The organism is Epibacterium ulvae (assembly GCF_018678075.1).
Lineage (GTDB): Bacteria > Pseudomonadota > Alphaproteobacteria > Rhodobacterales > Rhodobacteraceae > Epibacterium > Epibacterium ulvae_A.
In genome coordinates this window covers 60,971-79,525 of sequence record NZ_JAHHIR010000081.1, presented here as the reverse complement: position 1 = coordinate 79,525, position 18,555 = coordinate 60,971, and the positions used below count along the sequence as shown (strand labels likewise).

The 18,555-nt window shown below is 58.1% G+C and carries 15 protein-coding genes; 4 read left to right on the top strand and 11 right to left on the bottom strand.

The window, feature by feature from the left end:
- Positions 1-17 precede the first annotated feature (17 nt).
- Entirely contained in the window at positions 18-287 is a 270-nt protein-coding gene (locus KMP13_RS17660) for a hypothetical protein (protein WP_215267295.1), read from the bottom strand.
- A complete protein-coding gene (locus KMP13_RS17655) occupies positions 284-427 on the bottom strand; it encodes a hypothetical protein (protein ID WP_215267294.1) in 144 nt (47 codons plus the stop codon). The genes KMP13_RS17660 and KMP13_RS17655 overlap by 4 nt, the downstream gene beginning before the upstream one ends.
- Before the next feature lie 148 nt (positions 428-575).
- Between KMP13_RS17655 and KMP13_RS17650 the strand changes: the two genes are divergently transcribed.
- Positions 576-1,901, top strand: coding sequence for a ferredoxin reductase family protein (locus tag KMP13_RS17650; protein ID WP_215267293.1), 1,326 nt, complete (start codon positions 576-578; stop codon positions 1,899-1,901).
- Positions 1,902-1,986: 85 nt separating this feature from the next.
- Here KMP13_RS17650 and cobA read toward each other — a convergent pair whose 3' ends face one another.
- The 9 genes from cobA to KMP13_RS17605 form a co-directional block, all read right to left on the bottom strand.
- Positions 1,987-2,796, bottom strand: coding sequence for a uroporphyrinogen-III C-methyltransferase (gene cobA / locus KMP13_RS17645; RefSeq protein WP_215267292.1), 810 nt, complete (start codon positions 2,794-2,796; stop codon positions 1,987-1,989).
- Positions 2,793-5,399 carry a nitrate reductase gene (locus KMP13_RS17640; RefSeq protein ID WP_215267291.1) on the bottom strand — a complete coding sequence of 869 codons (2,607 nt, stop codon included), beginning with the start codon at positions 5,397-5,399 and terminating at the stop codon, positions 2,793-2,795. Before KMP13_RS17640 ends, cobA begins: the two co-directional genes overlap by 4 nt.
- Positions 5,396-5,734 carry a nitrite reductase small subunit NirD gene (nirD, locus tag KMP13_RS17635; protein WP_215267290.1) on the bottom strand — a complete coding sequence of 113 codons (339 nt, stop codon included), beginning with the start codon at positions 5,732-5,734 and terminating at the stop codon, positions 5,396-5,398. The genes KMP13_RS17640 and nirD overlap by 4 nt, the downstream gene beginning before the upstream one ends.
- Positions 5,735-5,748: 14 nt before the next feature.
- Entirely contained in the window at positions 5,749-8,196 is a 2,448-nt protein-coding gene (gene nirB, locus KMP13_RS17630; protein WP_215267289.1) for a nitrite reductase large subunit NirB, read from the bottom strand.
- Positions 8,197-8,200: 4 nt separating this feature from the next.
- Positions 8,201-9,886: an ABC transporter ATP-binding protein gene (locus KMP13_RS17625; RefSeq protein WP_215267288.1), complete on the bottom strand. Its 1,686-nt coding sequence runs from the start codon at positions 9,884-9,886 to the stop codon at positions 8,201-8,203.
- Between the two features lie 5 nt (positions 9,887-9,891).
- Entirely contained in the window at positions 9,892-10,974 is a 1,083-nt protein-coding gene (locus KMP13_RS17620; protein WP_215267287.1) for an ABC transporter permease, read from the bottom strand.
- Between the two features lie 105 nt (positions 10,975-11,079).
- Complete coding sequence (locus KMP13_RS17615) at positions 11,080-12,447, bottom strand: CmpA/NrtA family ABC transporter substrate-binding protein (RefSeq protein WP_215267286.1); 1,368 nt, start codon at positions 12,445-12,447, stop codon at positions 11,080-11,082.
- A gap of 291 nt (positions 12,448-12,738) precedes the next feature.
- Positions 12,739-13,935 (bottom strand): ABC transporter substrate-binding protein, encoded by a 1,197-nt coding sequence (locus KMP13_RS17610; RefSeq protein ID WP_215267285.1) that lies wholly within the window; start codon positions 13,933-13,935, stop codon positions 12,739-12,741.
- A complete protein-coding gene (locus KMP13_RS17605; protein ID WP_215267284.1) occupies positions 13,932-14,516 on the bottom strand; it encodes an ANTAR domain-containing response regulator in 585 nt (194 codons plus the stop codon). Before KMP13_RS17605 ends, KMP13_RS17610 begins: the two co-directional genes overlap by 4 nt.
- A gap of 208 nt (positions 14,517-14,724) precedes the next feature.
- Between KMP13_RS17605 and KMP13_RS20675 the strand changes: the two genes are divergently transcribed.
- The 3 genes from KMP13_RS20675 to KMP13_RS17590 all read left to right on the top strand — a co-directional run bounded on the left by KMP13_RS20675 (position 14,725) and on the right by KMP13_RS17590 (position 18,541).
- Entirely contained in the window at positions 14,725-14,919 is a 195-nt protein-coding gene (locus KMP13_RS20675) for a glutaminase (RefSeq protein ID WP_353055730.1), read from the top strand.
- Positions 14,920-15,086: 167 nt separating this feature from the next.
- Positions 15,087-16,145 (top strand): cytochrome-c peroxidase, encoded by a 1,059-nt coding sequence (locus tag KMP13_RS17595; protein WP_215267283.1) that lies wholly within the window; start codon positions 15,087-15,089, stop codon positions 16,143-16,145.
- Positions 16,146-16,168: 23 nt separating this feature from the next.
- Positions 16,169-18,541 (top strand): response regulator, encoded by a 2,373-nt coding sequence (locus tag KMP13_RS17590; RefSeq protein WP_215267282.1) that lies wholly within the window; start codon positions 16,169-16,171, stop codon positions 18,539-18,541.
- The last annotated feature ends 14 nt before the right edge of the window (positions 18,542-18,555 follow it).

Sequence of the window (18,555 nt, the reverse complement as noted above, 5' to 3'; positions counted from 1 at the left end):
GTTCGCCGGAACAGGGATCATGCAGACAGGCCCCGGATGAGCTGGGCCAATGCTTCTGGATCATAGCTGCCGACAATCCTCAGTTGATGACCGCCCACGATATCGATCTCAATCGCGCTTTGTGCGGGCTTGGTGTCAGTCGTCGAGGCCGCCTCCTTGATCGGGGTGCGGTCGACAATCTCAACAGGAAGAAAGCACGGCTCCGGGGCAGTCTGTTCTTCGACAGCCTCCAGGTCAGGCGCAAACTTGGGATCACGCAGCCATTTGTGGATCAGATTGGTGTTCATCGCGTATCGTCGGGCAGCTTGCGCGACTGATACCCCTGGCGCGCCAACTGTGCCGCCGCATCGTCTTGCGTTTCTGCCCCCTCGGCGACCTGCACCCTTATTCCGAACGGCATCAAGCTTTCAGGTAAAGCCTTGCGCATGCTGCACGGTACCTGAACGTCCGCCCTGATGCGCCAGATCACTGCCACCCACGAGTCAAAATGCAAGTTCTGAGAGCGCGAATTCTGATGTTCTAGCGGTCAACAACTTGATAAACTGGCACTTCAAAAGCGCTTTGTAAGGACGAGAATGAATCCCTTCGGAATTTTTTTGATTGTCGCGACGGTTACCGTTCCTGTCTGTCAGCTTTTTGCGCTGCCGAATGTATCTGACCAGGTCGCTTTGTTTTCGCAGTATTTAGGGCTGGCCGCTCTGATCCTTATGGCCTGGGGGCAAATCCTGTCGACACGGCTGCCTGGTATCGAAAGTCTGTTCGGTGGTCTGGATCGAGTATATGTTCTGCACAAATGGACAGGTATCACCGCGATGGCGGCGGTTCTGCTTCATGACACGATAGATGCTGAAATGCGCGGGCTGGGTCGCGAAACCATACTCAATGAGATTGCCGAAACCCTTGGCGAATTCAGCCTCTATGGGTTGTTGATCCTAGTGGTCATCTCGGTTGCCACCTTCATCCCCTACCAACTTTGGAAATGGACACACAAAGCCATAGGCGCTCTGTTCGCCGCTGGCACGTTCCATTTCTTTTTCATCATGAAGCCCTTTGCCATGGGCGATCCGGCTGGGCTGTACACCGGCGCCTTTTGCACTGCGGGTCTGCTTGCATATTTCTGGATGCTTCTGCCCGATCGCATGCGACCATCAAAAGCATATTCGATTGCAAGTCTCGAAAGGTCGGGCGGCGCGCTGGCAATTACAATGGCCCCCGTTGGCAAAGCGCTGCGTGCAAGCCCGGGACAGTTCGGCGTCTTGCAGTTCCCCGATTCCGGAAACAGCGAACCGCATCCATTTAGCTTTTCCAAGATTGGCGACGACGCAACACTGCGTGTCACGGTCAAAGCGCTCGGGGATTTTACGTCACGCATGGGCAGTACCTTAACGGTCGGACAGAATGTTCGCATTCAAGGTCCTTTTGGCCGGTTTCGGTATTCAGGGAAACGGCCAGAAATTTGGATCGCTGGGGGCATCGGGATTACGCCGTTTCTTGCATGGGCACATGCGCTCGACGACCATACTGAATCTGTTGATCTTTTCTACTGTGCGAAATCACGTGAAGACGCGTCGCATCTCGCCGAATTGGAAAGCTTGGTAAAGTCTAAACCCAATCTCAACCTTCATCTTATGCTTTCCAGCGAGAACAGACGGCTTTCTGCGGACATCGTTTCCGAGCTGTCGGCCTGTGACCTTGCGCAAGCAATGGTATCCTATTGTGGGCCAACGTCGCTTCGTGAAGCAATGTATACTGGTCTACGCCAGTACGGCGTCGGCCCCCGCCAATTCCATTTTGAAGAATTCGAGTTTCGAACAGGTGTCGGCCTAAAACGGCTCGCCGCCTGGGTTTTGACGCACGGAAAACAATCTAGGAAAACGATATCTGAGAATGCCAAAGGCTGACCTGCAGCGTAACAGCCCAAACGGGAACTTTGCGCGTACGGCCAACATGTGCGCGCAAGCTGGCATGGGTTAGGGGCGGTTTAGTCTAAACGCTGCTCTGTGCAATACGGCCCTGAACAATGCCCGCCTTAGTCGGTTTTGGCGCCCGCAGGAAGATAATCGCAGGATGCGACACCCCGGCGGCTTTCATTTGCTGCGGCAATTGGCCGATCTGGGCGTGCAAGACAACCTCATCCGGTTTGCTGGCCGAGGCCACGACCTGCACCGCCATATCCGCATCAAATCCGGCCTCCAGCAGCTGTTTGCGCAGATCTTCTGCGGTGCGTGTCGCCATATAAAGCGCAACACTGGTGCCCGGTTGCAAAAGTTCGGCGATATTGGGAGCGGTGTCGCCCTCGCGGCAGGTGCCAGTGGCAAATACAACTCGGTCGCTGAGGCCACGACTGGTCAGAGACTGGCCCAACGTGGCGGCAGCCGCACTCGCGGCGGTGATGCCGGGGATAATCTCAACCTCAAGACCTCCGTCCAATGCGGCGGCGCGTTCTTCATCGGCGCGGCCAAAAATGCTGGGGTCACCGCTTTTGAGACGCACCACGTGTTTGCCAGTCTGCGCCATCGCCACCATCAGCTGGTTGATCGCCTCCTGCGGCCAGGCACAGGCACCGACTTCTTTGCCAACAAACATCCGCTCGGCTTTGGGATTGACCAGCTCCAGCACCTCAGGCTCGATCAGACGATCATAAAGCACCATGTCGCAGCTCTGCAGGGTCCGCAGCGCCCGGATGGTCAGCAAATCCGCAGCTCCGGGTCCAGCCCCAACCAAAGAAATGCGGCCCTGGCTGCCTTCTGGCGTTTCAAAAGGCTCCAGGGCCGTCAAATTGGGGAGTAATCTCATTCGGCGGCCAACCTCTGGTTGCTCGTCACATCCAACAGCTCTTGGATTTCAGGACGGCACGAGCCGCAATTGGTGCCCGCGCCGGTACAATCGCCCAGCAACGGCACGCTGTTGGCACCGCCCGCAATGGCGCGGCGCAGCTCTTCGCGGCCCACATCCATACAGGCGCAGACAATCGCACCTTTTGCCGGTTGATCCGCACCCGGCACCCCGGCCAAAACACGCCCCGCCGGGGTTTCGGTGCCGATCTGTTCAACACTGGCACTGCGCGCCACCACAACCGGATCCGGTGCGGCAAAAAACACCCCGGCCAGAACCGAGCCGTCATAGATCGCAACCCGCACCCGACCACAAGCCGGATCTTCCATCACACTGGCCACACCGTCGCTGAGGTTCAGGATCTGGCGGGCTTCTTTTTCCCAATCACTGGGCAGTTTATGGCCCGCAACCTCGGCACGCCAACCGGTTTTGGTTTTGGCAACGGCGGCATAGGGGCGGGCCGGTTCCATCTCGGCGCGGCTGGCAGCAAATCCTAACCAACCGGCCTTGTAAGGCGCAACCGAAACCGTGGCCCCTTTTAGCGCTGGCTGGCCTGAGACCGGATCGACACGACCGGTGACCAGAGCATTGATGCGGCCCAGGCTTGCGGTTTCACCAGTCCAATGCATCGGAGCGAAACATTCGCCGACCTGCACATTGTCGGTGATCATCACCCGCAACAACGCACGACCATGCCCGTTTTCGACCTCGGCCAAGCCGACCTCTTCCAGGCCAAGCCGCGCGGCATCCTCGGGGTGGACTTCCAGATAGGGTTCCGCCAAATGCGCGCCCAGTTGCGGCGCGCGGCCCGTACGGGTCATCGTATGCCAGTGATCGCGCACCCGACCGGTGTTGAACCGCAGCTCGGACCCCAGATCCACATCCAGATCCGGCGGGGTAATCGCCAGCATCCGTGCCTTGCCGTCCGGGTGATAGAACCCGCCCCCGGCAAAGAAGCGTGTCGGGCTGATCCCATCGGCCGGCACCGGCCAGACCACAGGTGCCAGCGCGTCATAATCGCTGTCGTTCAGATCGGCGAGGCCAGAGATATCAAAATCCCGCCCCTGATGCGCCGCGACGCCCGAAAGCGCTGCATGTTCGCGGAACACCTCGGCTTCATTGGCGAAATCAAACGCCTCGTTCCAGCCCATGCGACGGCCCACGTCGGCGATGATCGCCCAGTCGTGGCGCGCCTCACCGGGGGCCGGCAAAAAGGGTCGCTGGCGGGAAATGCAGCGTTCGGAATTGGTGACCGTGCCGGATTTTTCGCCCCAGCCGGTGGCTGGCAGCAGCAGATCGCAACAGGCGTTAGTATCCGTGTCGGCCAGAATATCACTGACCACTGTAAAGGGCACATTGCGGATCGCATCCGCCACATGATCGGCCTCGGGCATCGACACGGCCGGGTTGGTGGACATCACCCACAGGGCCTTGATCTTGCCATCGGCGCAGGCCTGGAACAGATCTACGGCTTTGAGGCCTGCCTGATCGGCCATTGTGGGCGCGGCCCAGAATTCCTTGACGGCGCTGCGGTGGCTCGCGTTTTCCAGATCCAGATGGCAGGCCAGCATATTGGCCAGACCGCCGACCTCACGCCCGCCCATCGCATTGGGCTGTCCGGTCATGGAAAACGGCCCCATGCCCACGCGGCCAATGCGGCCGGTCGCGAGGTGACAGTTGATGATCGCATTCACCTTGTCCGAGCCACACCAGGACTGGTTCACACCCTGGCTGTAAAGCGTCACAACCTTTTCGGTGGAACACCACATGTTCAGGAAGGTCTCGATCTCATCTTCAGTGAGACCGCAGGAATGCGGCGTCCCTGCGGCCTCTAATGCCACGCCCAAACCCTCCACGTGGGCGTCGACATATTCTTGGTCGATCAAACCGCGCCGGGCGATTTCGCTCAGCAACCGGTTGAACAGGGCCGCGTCCCCGTCCGGCGCGATCGCCAGATGCAGGTCGGCCGCTTTGGCGGTTGCGGTGCGGCGCGGGTCGATCACCACGATTTTCATCTCGGGACGCGCGGCTTTGGCGGCCTCCAGACGGCGGAACAGAACCGGGTGACACCAGGCGGTATTGGACCCCACCAGCACCACCAGATCGGCCTCTTCGAAATCTTCGTATTGGCCCGGCACGGTATCGGTGCCAAAGGCGCGTTTGTGTCCGGCTACCGATGACGCCATACACAGGCGGGAATTCGTGTCGATATTGGCGGAGCCGATGAAGCCTTTCATCAGCTTGTTCGCCACATAGTAATCTTCGGTCAGCAGCTGACCCGAGACATAAAAGGCCACGGAATCGGGCCCATGTTCGCGGATCGCGGCCAGGAATTTCTCCGCCACCAGGCCCAAGGCATGGTCCCAGCTGACGTCTTTGCCTTTGAGGCGGGGCGCCAACAAGCGCCCCTCCAGACCAACGGTCTCTCCCAATGCGGTGCCTTTTGAGCACAAACGGCCGAAATTCGCCGGGTGCTGTGGATCGCCCGCAACCGCAGTGTTCGGCTCAGCCAGAACACCACATCCAACACCACAATAGGGACAGGTCGTACAGGTCTTGGTCATTCGGCTGCTCGCAATTCGCCCATGATCTGTTGGGTAATCAGAATGCGGCCCTCTTCGATCCGGGTCTCCCAGACGCGCACGCGCCCTTCGTCCGCGCCCTGCGCTTCGCCCGTGGCAAGGTCAAACACCCAATTGCGCATCGGGTCGGTGACCCGCGTGTCATGCTGGATGCCGTTTGACAGCGGCCCGGCCTTACCGGGCAGCCATTCGTCAACCGCAAAGATCTCATCTTTGGCGGTGCGGAACACGGCGATCTCACCCAGGGGTGATTTCACCAGACGTGCGCCGCGCTGTGGGATGTCTTCGACTGCGCCGATATCAATGAACTGGCTCATAGCGTGTTCCTCTCTTACTCGGCTGCAACTTTGGAGGTGGTCAGATCGGCAAGCGGTTCAAACTCATGCTTGTCGACACCTTTGCGCGCCCGCTCGGCCCAGGGATCAACCTGGAAGAACTGCTGCGAATAATGGAACCGCTCCGCCAAGGCTTTGCGGTTATCCGCATCCTCAACGATCTGTTCCTTGACCCAATCCAGACCCACTTTGCTGATCCATTTGTACGGACGGTGCAGATACTGCGCGCCTTCACGGTACAGCTGGTAGAACGCACAGGAATATTCCAGCGCCTCTTCCTCGGTTGCGACCTGACACAACAGGTCAGTTTCTCTTAGATCAAGACCGGCTGCGCCGCCAACCAAGATCTGATACCCACTGTCGACACAGATAATGCCAAGGTCTTTACACGTCGCCTCTGCACAGTTGCGCGGACAGCCAGACACAGCCAGTTTGAACTTATGCGGCGACCAGGCGCCCCACATGGCTTTTTCGATCTGAATACCCAGACCGGTGCTGTCTTGGGTGCCAAAGCGGCAGTGATCGGTGCCGACACAGGTTTTCACTGTACGCAAACCCTTGGCATAGGCTTGGCCGGACATCATGCCCGCCTGACCCAAATCGTACCAAATCGCGGGCAGGTCTTCTTTTTTGACGCCCAACAGGTCGATCCGCTGACCGCCGGTGACCTTAACGGTGGGGACATCGAATTTGTCCGCCACATCGGCAATCGCACGCAGCTCTTTGGGATTGGTGATCCCGCCCAGCATCCGTGGCACAACCGAATAGGTGCCGTCTTTTTGGATGTTGGCGTGTACACGTTCGTTGATGAAGCGGCTTTTGCCGTCATCCGCATATTCGCCGGGCCATTCACAAACCATGTAATAGTTCAGCGCCGGGCGACAGACGTGACAACCATCCGGGGTGGACCAGGTCAGCTCTTGCATCACGGCGGGCAGTGACTTCAGGCCCTTCATTTTGATGAGCTTGCGCACTTCGTCATGGGTCAGGTCTGTACACTTACAAACGGTCTCTTTCTCGGGCATGACAAATTCGTCGCCCAAGGTCACCGACAAAAGCTGTTCTACCAGACCGGAACAGCTGCCACAGGAAGAGCCCGCTTTGGAGACAGCTTTCACCGCATCCAGAGTGTTAGCCCCTGCATTAATTGCGGCTACAACTTGTGCTTTGGATACGCCGTTACAACCACAGATTTCCGCATCATCTGCTAAGGCTGCAACGGCCGCCATAGGGTCCTGGGGTTCGCCCCCTTGAAACGCCGGGCCAAAGATTAGAGTTTCGCGCATGTCGGCGATGTCGGTCTTGTCCTTGATCAGGCCAAAGAACCAGTTGCTGTCTGCCGTGTCGCCGTAGAAGACGGCGCCAACGACTTTGTTCTCTTCGATCACCAGACGTTTGTAGACGCCCCGTGCCGGATCGCGGAACACAATGTCTTCGCGTCCTTCGCCTTCGGCAAAATCACCGGCCGAGAACAGATCGCACCCCGTTACCTTCAGCTTGGTCGACAGTTCTTTCTGAACAAATGCCGCCTCTTCGCCCATCAGGGTCTGACCGGCCACTTTGGCTTGGTCATACAAAGGTGCCACCAGACCAAAGATCGCGCCGTTGTGTTCAACACATTCGCCAACCGCCAACACGTTTTCGTCCGAGGTCAGCATCTGGTCATCCACATGGATACCTTTGCCAACGGCCAGACCGCATTCCTTGGCCAGTGCCACATTCGGGCGGATACCCACGGCCATGACCAGCAGATCACAGGGCAGTTCGGTGCCATCGTCCAGCATCAGCGCTTTGACTTTGCCGTTCTCGCCCAGGATCTCTTTGGAGTTCGCGGAACATTTAACGGTAATGCCCTTGTCGACCAGCGCCTTGCGCAGCAGATAACCGGCTGCTTCGTCCAGCTGGCGCTCCATCAGGTGGCCCATGATGTGCACAACCGTCACGTCCACACCGCGTGCCGCCATCCCGGCTGCCGCTTCCAGACCCAACAGGCCGCCGCCGATAACAACCGCTTTGTTGCCCTCGCCCAGACCCATCATCTTTTCGGTGTCTTCCAGATCGCGATAGGCAATCACGCCGTCCAGATCATGCCCCGGCAGCGGGATCATGAACGGGTTGGACCCGGTACCAAAGACCAGCTTGTCATACGCCAGCACATCGCCATTCTCCGCCGTCACGGTTTTGGCAGTACGGTCGATCGTGGCAACCCGTTCGCCAAAGCGGCAGGTCACATTGCGTTCGGCGTACCAAGCATCGTCATGGGTGACGATATCCTGATAGGTTTGGTCGCCCGCCAGCACCGGAGACAACATGATCCGGTTGTAGTTGCCGCGCGGCTCCGCGTTGAACAGGGTGACGTCAACGTCAGCCCCATTGTCATATAGGGTCTCAAGTACCCGCCCGGAGGCCATGCCGGCTCCGATTACAATAATCTTCTGTGTCATAAGTTTACTCCGCTGCGATCGGCTTGGCCGCCGCTTTGGGTTTGGGCTTGGCGCCATGCTCATATTCTTCAAGGAAGTCGAGCACGTCCTGGCGGTAGCGGTAATAATCTGGATGTTCGAGCAGCGCCTTACGGGTGCGCGGACGGGGCAGATCCACATCGACGATCTTGCCGATGGTGGCCTGCGGGCCGTTGGTCATCATCACAACGCGGTCCGCCAGCAGGATGGCTTCGTCCACGTCATGGGTCACACAGATCGCGGTCACCTTGGTGCGCGACCAGACTTCCATCAGCACTTCTTGCAGCTCCCAACGGGTCAAACTGTCGAGCATGCCAAAGGGTTCATCCAGCAAAAGCAGCTTGGGCGACAAGGCAAAGGCGCGGGCAATGCCCACACGCTGTTGCATGCCGTTGGACATCGAGGACGCCTGTTTGTCCATCGCATCCGCCAGACCCACACGCTCCAGATAGTATTCAACCACATCCTGACGCTCGGCTTGGCTGGCCTTGGGGTAGACCTTGTCCACGCCAATTGCGCAGTTTTCACGCGCCGACAGCCAGGGGAACAGGTTGGGCGACTGGAACACAACCGCGCGCTCAGGGTCTGCGCCCTCAACGTGTTTCTTGTCCAGCTTGATCGCACCTTTGGAGATGTCGTTCAGACCCGCAGCCATGGTCAGCACTGTGGATTTACCACAGCCCGAATGCCCAATCAGCGAGATGAATTCACCCTTGTTGATCTGCAGGTTGAAATCTTCCACCACCGTCAGCGGCCCCTTGGGGGTCGGGTAGACTTTGTGCAATTGCGAGAAATCCAGGAACCGCTCTTCGGTCAGTGATTTCGACGCTTCGGCAATCGCCGATGGCACACCGTGGATCGGGGTCACGTCCGGCAGCAGCTTGTTGCCCTCGGCCTTGGCCTCGATACCCACATCCATCAGGTATTTGGTGACATCCATCCGCAGTTTCTTGAACCCCTCGTGGGTGTTCATTTCAATACGGTCGCGCGGACGCGGGATGGTCACTTTGAACTCATCGCCCAGGGTGCCATCCGGGTTCAGCGCGATAATGCGATCGGCCAGCAGGATGGCTTCGTCCACATCATTGGTGATCAACACACAGGTCTTTTGGTCCGCCTGCCAGATCGCCTCGATCTCATCAGCCAGATTGGCACGGGTCAGCGCATCCAACGCCGACAGTGGTTCATCCAGCAACAACATTTCCGGATCCATCGCCAGGGCGCGGGCCACGTTCACACGTTGGCGCATCCCGCCCGACAGCTCCGCCGGACGCCGGTTCGCCGCATGCGGCAGACCCACCATATTGACGTAATGATCAACCTTGGCCGCTTTATCGGCTTTGGACATGCCGGGGAACATCGTGTCCACAGCCAGCCCAACGTTGCCGTTCACCGTCAACCAGGGCATCAGCGAATAGCTCTGGAAAATCACGCCACGCTCGGGACCGGGCCCCGTGATCGGCTTGCCGCGATAGGTGACCGATCCACGTGTCGGGGTCTCAAGCCCCGCCATCAGGTTGATCAGCGTTGTTTTACCGGTGCCCGAGAAGCCCAGAAGAACGAGGAACTCGCCCTCCTGAACACTCAGATCGATGCCGTTCAGAACTTCGGACTTGGCCGCGCCGTCGCCAAAGCTTTTGTAGACGTTTTTGAATTCCAACACAGTTGTCATATCGATCACCGGTTATTGGTAAAGGTGAACAAGGACTGGATGGCATACATTAGACGATCAAGCAGGAAGCCGATGATACCGATGGTCAGAACCGCAACCATGATCTTAGCAAGGGACTGGCTGGAACCATTCTGGAATTCATCCCAGACAAACTTGCCAAGGCCCGGGTTCTGCGCCAGCATTTCTGCGGCAATCAGAACCATCCAGCCCACACCCAGGGACAGGCGCAGACCGGTAAAGATCAGCGGCAGCGCCGAGGGCAGCACCAATTTGGTGATCTTGGTATAGGTGTTCATTTTCAGAACTTTGGACACGTTCACCAGGTCTTTGTCGATCGAGGACACGCCAAGCGCGGTGTTGATCAGCGTCGGCCACAGCGAACACAGGGTCACGGTGATCGCGGACACCAGGAAGGATTTGGTGAACAGACCGTCGTTGGTGGTATAGGTGGCCGAGACAATCATGGTCACAATCGGCAACCACGCCAGCGGCGAGACGGGTTTGAAAATCTGAATAAGCGGGTTCAACGCCGCATTGGCGGTCTTGGACAGACCCGCCGCAATCCCCATAGGAACCGCAACGGCTGTCGCAATCAAAAAGCCAAAGAACACAGTTTTGATCGAAGTCCAGATCTGCGCGTAATAGGTCGGCTTACCGGTGTAGGCACGTTCCTTGACGCGATCTTCGCGGCCATCTGCGATCAGCTTGGCGTTCCGGGCGTCTTGACGCTCATAAAACGCTTCTTCTTTGGCGTATTCACGTTTTGCATCTTCGTGAAGATTGCCCACCTGTTCCCACACTTGTGCCGGACCCGGGATCGCACCAAGCGAGGTTTGAACCTGCGGCGCCAACCAGGACCACAACATCAGAAACGCGGCGATCGCACAGACCGGAACCCCCAGCAGCTGCCAGATTTCCTTGCCTTGCGCTTTGGGATTGTCCCCGGCAACGGCCTTCAAGATCGGTGTCAGCCAAGCCAGGCCCAAAACCTGAAACCAGGCATCCGCCTTGTTGATCCGGGCGAATGTGCGCTCTTTCTTCGCAGCACGGGCCTCATCTTCGGCAAATTGTGGGTCGACGGTGGTCATAATGGGTCCTTCACGGCGGTTAAAGGGGGAGAAACAGGGGGATTTATAGGAACCGGGACGATTGGGCGGGGCGACTGATGTCCCCCGCCCGGTCCAGTTCAGGCCTTAGCCTTGGATGTCGTTGCCGACAACTTTCTGGTCACCTTTCAGGCCGATCGGCAGGCTTTCCAGGTAGGCGTTTGGCGTTTTGCCATCAAACGGGATGCCATCAATGATGTCTTCCGCAGGTGTTGGCGCTTTGTAACCGTCGCTGTCCCAAGGGAAGTCAGCTTCGTTTGCCAGACCTTCGTCCACCAACAGCTTGGCCGCTTTCAGGTAGACTTCGGGCTTGTAAACAGACTTGGCAACTTCGTCGAACCAAGCGTCGGTTTTGCTTTCGGGGATCTGACCCCAACGGCGCATCTGCGTCAGATACCAAACCGCGTCGGAATAGAACGGGTAGGTCGCGTTGTGACGGAAGAACACGTTGAAATCTGGAACCGAGCGTTTGTCACCTTTTTCATATTCAAAGGTACCAGTCATCGAGTTGGCGATCACTTCTGCGTCGGCGCCCACGTACTCAGAGCGGCTCAGGATCTCAACCGCAGCTTCGCGGTTGGCGTTGTCGTTTTCGTCCAGCCACATCGCAGCTCGGATCAGCGCTTTTGTCAGCGCCAGTGTTGTGTTGGGGTTTTCTTCAACAAACTTGTTGGACAGGCCAAACACCTTTTCAGGGTTGTTCTTCCACAGTTCATAGTCGGTGATAACCGGAACACCGATCCCTTTGAAAACAGCCTGTTGGTTCCAAGGCTCACCCACGGAGTACCCATAGATGGTGCCCGCTTCCATGGTTGCTGGCATCTGCGGCGGAGGTGTCACAGACAACAGAACATCGGCGCCAATCTGGCCCGAAATATCCTGAGTGGAATAATACCCAGGCTCCAGACCACCAGCGGCCAGCCAATAACGGATTTCATAGTTGTGGGTCGAAACCGGGAAAACCATGCCCATATTGAACGGCTTGCCCTGGTCTTTATAGTCTTCAACAACCGGGGCCAGTGTTGACGCAGAAATCGGGTGCTGCGGACGGCCATCTTCCATTTTTGGAACGTGGGGCAGCATCTGCTCCCAGATCTCGTTGGATACGGTGATACCGTTGCCGTTCAGATCCATCGAGAAAGGCGTAACGATATGCGCCTCAGTTCCGTAACCGATGGTCGCTGCCAGCGGTTGACCCGCCAACATGTGCGCGCCGTCCAGCTGACCGTCAATCACGCCGTCCAAGAGAACTTTCCAGTTCGCTTGCGCTTCCAGGGTCACAAACAGACCTTCGTCTTCAAAGTAACCATTCTCATAGGCAACCGCCAACGGCGCCATGTCGGTCAGTTTGATGAATCCAAACTTCAGTTCATCTTTTTCAACGTCCAAAAACTCGGCCAGGGCAGGCGACGCCAGCGCTGTCGTTGCAGCAAGTGTTGCGATAATGCGTTTCATTTAGCTTCCTCTGTCAGACATGTTCGTTGGCCCTTATGGGGGTGGACCAAACAAAAAGAAGCCGCTTGATTCATCCGGGCCGGGAGGAGGGATAGCCCAAAATCATCAAGCGGCTTTGCTTGGATGTCTGCACGCCATGGCAGACATATGTCGGTGGAACATCGTTGTTCCGAATTCTGTATCCAGACTGCCGCTATGGCCTTCTGAGGGTCAAGATCACGCACTGGCACAAACTTTAATTGCTGCAATTGCAGCCGCATTTTTCTGCAAATGCACAAAACTTGACCAAGGTTAGGACGTCTCGCCGCCTTCTGGCAGGTGAAATGGGTCGAAGATACGGCCATCAAAGAACTGGTCCGGTTGCAGAATCAGGGTCCCCGAGGCCGAAGCAACCTCGGTTGGAACCCCCATCGCCCCTTCCAGTTTCTCGCTTGCCCCCGGTAGATCCACATGCAGCGGTTCCAGCGCATGGCGGTAGATATCGCTGCGAAACACTTCAGCGGCGGTGCGGCGCGCGGTGTCACTGTCCAGGCCCACCCGCTGGGCAATCTTCTGTCCGATCCAGGCCGCCTGACTGCGCCACGGGAACCCCGTCGCCCCGCCATGAAAGCGCAGAAAATCGTTGGACTGGCGCGTCTCCCCGGTGGGAGAGACGACAATATTGCCGGTCAGCCCCCGTTCCAGAATTTCGGCCGGCACATCCAGATATTCACGTCGCGACAGGATATCGGTCGCGGTGCCGTGGTTTTCCGCATTCTCCAACCACCGGCTGGCCCGCCACAGGGCCCGCACCAGCGCTTCCGCGATCTCGGTGTTCTCGTCCGCCCAGGCGGTGCGAACCGCCAGAACCTTTTCAGGTGCCGCGCCCCAGATGGCCCGTCCCGGCAACAACAGGCTGCCCAGCCCGCGCTCCACTGCAAACGACCCCCAAGGCTCGCCCACAAAAAACGCCTCAATCTCACCTTCGGCCATCGCCTCGGCCATCAATGGCGGTGGAATGGTGCGCACATCCAGCCCCTGCGGCGCAGGCAGGCCAATGGCGCTCAACCAGTAATACAACAGCTCCGCATGCATCGAGAATGGAAACGGCACGCCAATGCGCAGTTTACCATCCACCGCACCGCGCAACGCCGCGCCCACCGCATGCGGGTCATCAAAGGTGTTCTGAAACCCGTTGGCCTGCATCCGCGCCACCAGATCCGCACTGGCGCCCAGCACATTGCCGTTCACCGATGTCACCGCCAGGGCCGACAGACGCGCTTGCCGCCCGCCCAGCCCCAGGGCCGACACCACCGGCACCGGCGACAGCATATGCGCGGCATCCACCGATCCAATCGCCAGCCAGTCGCGCAATGTCGACCAGCTTGGCGCTTTCAGCATATCAAAGCTCAGCGCCTCTTCCTCGGCGAAGCCGATTTCGCGCGCAATCACATAGGGAGCCACATCCAGCAGCGGGATAAAGCCGATTTTCACATGCCTTGCCTTCATGACAACAACCCCGCTGCGGTCACGATGGCCTCGGCCACTTCTACCATCTTCCGACCCTGGCTCATCGCGGTCTTGCGCAACAAGGCATAGGCCGCGTCCTCATCCAGCCCCTTGGCCTTCATCAGGATACCTTTGGCGCGGTCGATAACCTTCCGCTCTTCCAAGGCCCGTTTGGTGGCCTGCAACTCTGCACGCACCTGTTGGAACATGTGGAACCGGGTGATCGCCGCCTCGACAATAGGTTTCAGCCGCTCGGGGCGCAGCCCATCCACAACATAGGCCGACACGCCGGCCTCAATCGCGGCCTTGGCCAGCCCTTCGTCGCTTTCATCGACAAACATCGCCACCGCACGTTCCTGGGGACCGGACGCCAGTGTCAGCTCCTCCAGAATATCCCGCGACGGGCTGGCGATATCGATCAATACAATATCGGGGTCTCGCTCTTGAATACGCCGTGCCAGGCCGGTCTCTTCGGCCAGCACCAGAACCTCATGCGGGCCCTGCGCTTTCAAGCTTTCGATGATCTGCAGGGCACGATCGCGATCCTGCTCCACAACAACAATGGACAATGGAGTCTGCATGACTGTTCCTGTGCCCTGCCTCTGTTGCAAACTCTCTAGGGACTGATGCCTGCAATGCCCATTGAGCACGCTTCACGCTCAATATATAGGCGAAATATCGCGATCTGCATAAAGTTTAACCAAACATGAATCCGAGACCGCCCCGTGCCCTGCAGCAGACCCTCGACCAAATCGCCCCACCCTGCCCCGGCTGATCTCTGCAAACTCGGTGCGCCGGATCAATGCGGTGATGTTCACCTGTGGTCACTACGATGGGTCTAGCGACATTGCCTATCATATCAGCCTGCCCGGCAAAAGCGGCGGCGGTATTCTGGTGATTGCCCCCCGGTCGCGCCTCAATCGCGGTCTGGCCGCTCGGTCTGAACGCGCAGGGCAATTCCCAACCGGGCGCTCTCTCCGTTGAACGCCTCGCCCATGAAACCGGGTGGTCCGTCTTCGGCGAGCGCCAGTCCTATTGCGGAATTTTTACAATTCAACGCGTTTTTATCGGCTGTCGTGACGGTCGATTTACCCGTGGTCAACTGTTTCCCGCCACTAGTGTTAAAAGGTTGAGGAGAGGTTTCGCCACAAATGTGGGTTGTATTGTTTTCTTTTGCAGTCGCGGTCGCAACCCTTGCGCCCAATTCGCTGTCGGCGGATCATGCAATCGGAGTCTCCCCCACAAGTTTGCCGCTCACTCTCGATGATCACTATCTGACCGAAGAGGTCCGCAGCGCGTTCCAACGCCCGGATGACATACCGTATCCCACCGACAATCCTTATCGCCATGATGTGGCCGTATTGGGAAAGATGCTGTTCTTTGATCCGCGTCTGTCGGGCAGTCAGAACATCAGCTGTTCTACCTGTCACAATCCGTCTTTTGGCTGGGCAACGCCGGTGCACCCGGTCCCGAATGAAACGAACGAGGTGCGTCGCCACGCGCCCAGCATCGTAAATGCCGCCTGGATCACGCCCCTGTTTTGGGATGGCCGCGCGCCAACATTGGAAGAACAGGCCGTCGGCCCCATCGAAGACCCGAATGAGATGGCGTCCAACTTCGACACGATCATTCGCCGTCTGCACAAAGTACGAAATTACCGCGAATGGTTCGATGCGTCCTTTCCCGATGAAGGGATTAGCGAGGCTACGATTGTCGCAGCCCTCGCCACCTATCAACGGACAATCGTCAGCGGCATTTCCCCATTTGATCAATGGCTTGCCGGTGACCCCCAAGCCATTTCTGAACAGGCCAAGCGCGGTTTCGCCCTATTTCGGGGTCGTGCGAAATGCATCGAATGTCACGAAGGCTGGCTGTTCACCAACAACGGCATGCATGACATCGGCCTCAGCGGCGTAGACCGTGGCCAGGGGGAGCTGCCGGGCCAGCCGCCCGAGGCCGAGTTTCGGTTCAAAACGCCGGGACTGCGCAATATCGCAATGCGCGCGCCCTATATGCACAACGGATCCATTCCGGACCTGCGCGGGGTCATCCTCCACTACGCCAATGGGGGCTCCATCTGGATCAACCGCCGCACTGAAATCGAACCGTTTGAGATCAGTGAGAGTGAAGTTAACGAGATCGTCGCCTTTCTTAACACGCTGACCGCCACCAATTCGGTGTCGCAAGCTCCCATTCTCCCCTCCAATTGAGGGGCCAAGACCAGAACGCCGATATGAGCATCAAACAATCCATCGTAAGACCCGTCATGATCCTGGCCGTCGCAATTTTTTGCGGTGGTCTGGTTGTGTCGGGCACAGTGATCGTGGCCAGTACCCGCACCAATGCCGGTGCCCGAGAAGCGCTCACAATCACGCGGGAGACGCAACGGCTTAGCACGCAAATGCAACATGCGCAGGAATATCTGAACCAAGTCCTCGATATGACCCATTTCGTCGAAGCAAGCGTGCTGGAAAAGGACCTCCACAACCACACCTCCAGCATTCACAACAGCCTGAACGTTATCGCTGCCCGGAATCTGCCGCCGCATCTGTCGGCGCATATTGATCTGTTGCGACACGAATTCAACAGCTGGGAAGCCCTGTTGATGCAACGGCTTGGCCTGTCGGGCAGGCCGGATATTCCCACCCGTCTGGTGCTGGATCAACAGGCCAACACGGTCATCCTGACCACCCGGTCCCTGGCCGCAACCTCTGCTGAATTCGTCAGTCAAGTGATTGAAAACGTTCGCCACCGTATTTTGAGCATCTTTGGCGTCGCTATGGTCAGCACATTGGCCATTCTGGGCCTCGCGGTGCTCTTTGCCTATCGCCGCGCCTCTGAGATGTCGCAGTCAGTTCTTGGCATTTCGACCCGCCTGCTGAGCCTTGCACGCCGCGATACCGCAGAGGTCGACAACACCAAAAATGAATTGGAAGCCGTGCATCAGGCGCTGAACCAGTTGGATGAGGCGTTGCAGGAAAAACGCCGGATGGAATGCACCCTGCGGGCCGAAAAAACCCGGGCTGAGGCGGCGACAGAAACAAAATCTCGCTTCCTGGCGACAATGAGCCATGAAATCCGCACCCCCATCAACGGGGTCCTTGGCATGGCCGAACTGCTGCACGAAAGCCCCCTCAGCAGCGAGCAACGATCTTATTCTGAAACTATCCTCGCCTCCTCTGAGGCGCTGTTGCGGATCGTTAATGACATCCTTGATTTCTCCAAACTGGAGGCTGGAAAAACCGTTCTGCTGCAACAGCCGTTCAACCTGCGCGATGTGGTGTTTGACGTTGCCACCCTGGTCGCCCCCAATGCAGCCGCCAAGGGGATTGAGATCTGCATCGACGTGCCCGACGACACGCCGCGCCAATTCATCGGCGACAATGGGCGCATTCGCCAGGTCCTGATGAACCTGATCGGCAACGCGGTTAAATTCACCACCGAAGGGTTCGTCGGCATCACGGTCTCTTACGACGCCGATCAGGAGCTGCCGCTGACAGTCACGATTTGCGACACCGGCGTCGGCATTCCGGCCGAACAATTGGATCATATTTTCAAGGCCTTTGAGCAGGTCGAAAGCACCACCGCGCGCCGGTTTGAGGGCACGGGTCTGGGGCTGGCGATCTCCACCCATCTAGTCGAGGCCATGCAAGGCCAGATCACCGCGACCTCCACTTTGGGCGATGGCTCCTGTTTCACCCTGCATCTTGGCCTGCCACTGACCGAGGACGCCTTTGTGCCGTCGCCGCGTCTTGTTAAATATGGCGATGACCTGGCTGGAAAGTCGATCCTCCTGATCGCCCACCAACCCTTTGCCCGCGATCTGCGCAGCCGTTTGTTGGCCAGTTGGGGTGTCACCGTCCATTGGTACGACGGTTGCGATAGTGCGTTGAAAGCACTACCGGATTTACCTCCCGATATCGATCTAGTGCTTGTCGAATCCGGCATGGACGCCGAAGCTGCTGAGCATTTCTCGATGATGCTATGGCAAAGCGCGGGACGCGCGTCAGTGCCGATCATTTTCGCCACCGATGCCCAGCATGTCACCGCGCTGCAATCCCTAAAGGCACGCGGATCGGTGACCGCTTTGATGAAACCACCCCGCAATGGTGCCTTGATGCAAGCCATGATCGGCGCGCTCTACCCGGATCGCATCAGCCAGGCCCGCAGCGCGCGCACCCCCAAGGATGAGGCGAACCTATCCGCCTATAATATTCTCATTGCCGAGGACAATCGCACCAACCAATTGGTCCTGCGCAAAATGCTCGCCTCGACCGGTGTGCAGATGACCTTTTGCAACGACGGTCAGGCCGCCGTGGACGCCTATCGCTCCGGCGTGTTCGACATGGTGTTGATGGATATGTCGATGCCAATCATGGACGGGTTGCAAGCGACCCGGATGATCCGCAAGATCGAGAGTGACAGGAACCACCCCCCCTGCCCCATCGTGGCGCTCACCGCCAATGTCATGGACACGGATGAGGACGCCTGCCGCGAAGCAGGCATGATGGATTTCCTCACCAAACCGGTGCGCAAACAGGTGGTGATCAAGGCGATTGCCACTTGGGCCAGACGCGATGAGCAGAGAGAGGTCAGCGGCTTCTGACCCCTCCCAACCTC

What these genes read in the sequence shown, in the direction of transcription:
- KMP13_RS17660 (WP_215267295.1), bottom strand. Translation starts at nt 287, where the DNA reads ATGAACACCAATCTGATCCACAAATGGCTGCGTGATCCCAAGTTTGCG.
- KMP13_RS17655 (WP_215267294.1), bottom strand. Translation starts at nt 427, where the DNA reads ATGCGCAAGGCTTTACCTGAAAGCTTGATGCCGTTCGGAATAAGGGTG.
- KMP13_RS17650 (WP_215267293.1), top strand. Translation starts at nt 576, where the DNA reads ATGAATCCCTTCGGAATTTTTTTGATTGTCGCGACGGTTACCGTTCCT.
- cobA (WP_215267292.1), bottom strand. Translation starts at nt 2,796, where the DNA reads ATGAGATTACTCCCCAATTTGACGGCCCTGGAGCCTTTTGAAACGCCA.
- KMP13_RS17640 (WP_215267291.1), bottom strand. Translation starts at nt 5,399, where the DNA reads ATGACCAAGACCTGTACGACCTGTCCCTATTGTGGTGTTGGATGTGGT.
- nirD (WP_215267290.1), bottom strand. Translation starts at nt 5,734, where the DNA reads ATGAGCCAGTTCATTGATATCGGCGCAGTCGAAGACATCCCACAGCGC.
- nirB (WP_215267289.1), bottom strand. Translation starts at nt 8,196, where the DNA reads ATGACACAGAAGATTATTGTAATCGGAGCCGGCATGGCCTCCGGGCGG.
- KMP13_RS17625 (WP_215267288.1), bottom strand. Translation starts at nt 9,886, where the DNA reads ATGACAACTGTGTTGGAATTCAAAAACGTCTACAAAAGCTTTGGCGAC.
- KMP13_RS17620 (WP_215267287.1), bottom strand. Translation starts at nt 10,974, where the DNA reads ATGACCACCGTCGACCCACAATTTGCCGAAGATGAGGCCCGTGCTGCG.
- KMP13_RS17615 (WP_215267286.1), bottom strand. Translation starts at nt 12,447, where the DNA reads ATGAAACGCATTATCGCAACACTTGCTGCAACGACAGCGCTGGCGTCG.
- KMP13_RS17610 (WP_215267285.1), bottom strand. Translation starts at nt 13,935, where the DNA reads ATGAAGGCAAGGCATGTGAAAATCGGCTTTATCCCGCTGCTGGATGTG.
- KMP13_RS17605 (WP_215267284.1), bottom strand. Translation starts at nt 14,516, where the DNA reads ATGCAGACTCCATTGTCCATTGTTGTTGTGGAGCAGGATCGCGATCGT.
- KMP13_RS17595 (WP_215267283.1), top strand. Translation starts at nt 15,087, where the DNA reads ATGTGGGTTGTATTGTTTTCTTTTGCAGTCGCGGTCGCAACCCTTGCG.
- KMP13_RS17590 (WP_215267282.1), top strand. Translation starts at nt 16,169, where the DNA reads ATGAGCATCAAACAATCCATCGTAAGACCCGTCATGATCCTGGCCGTC.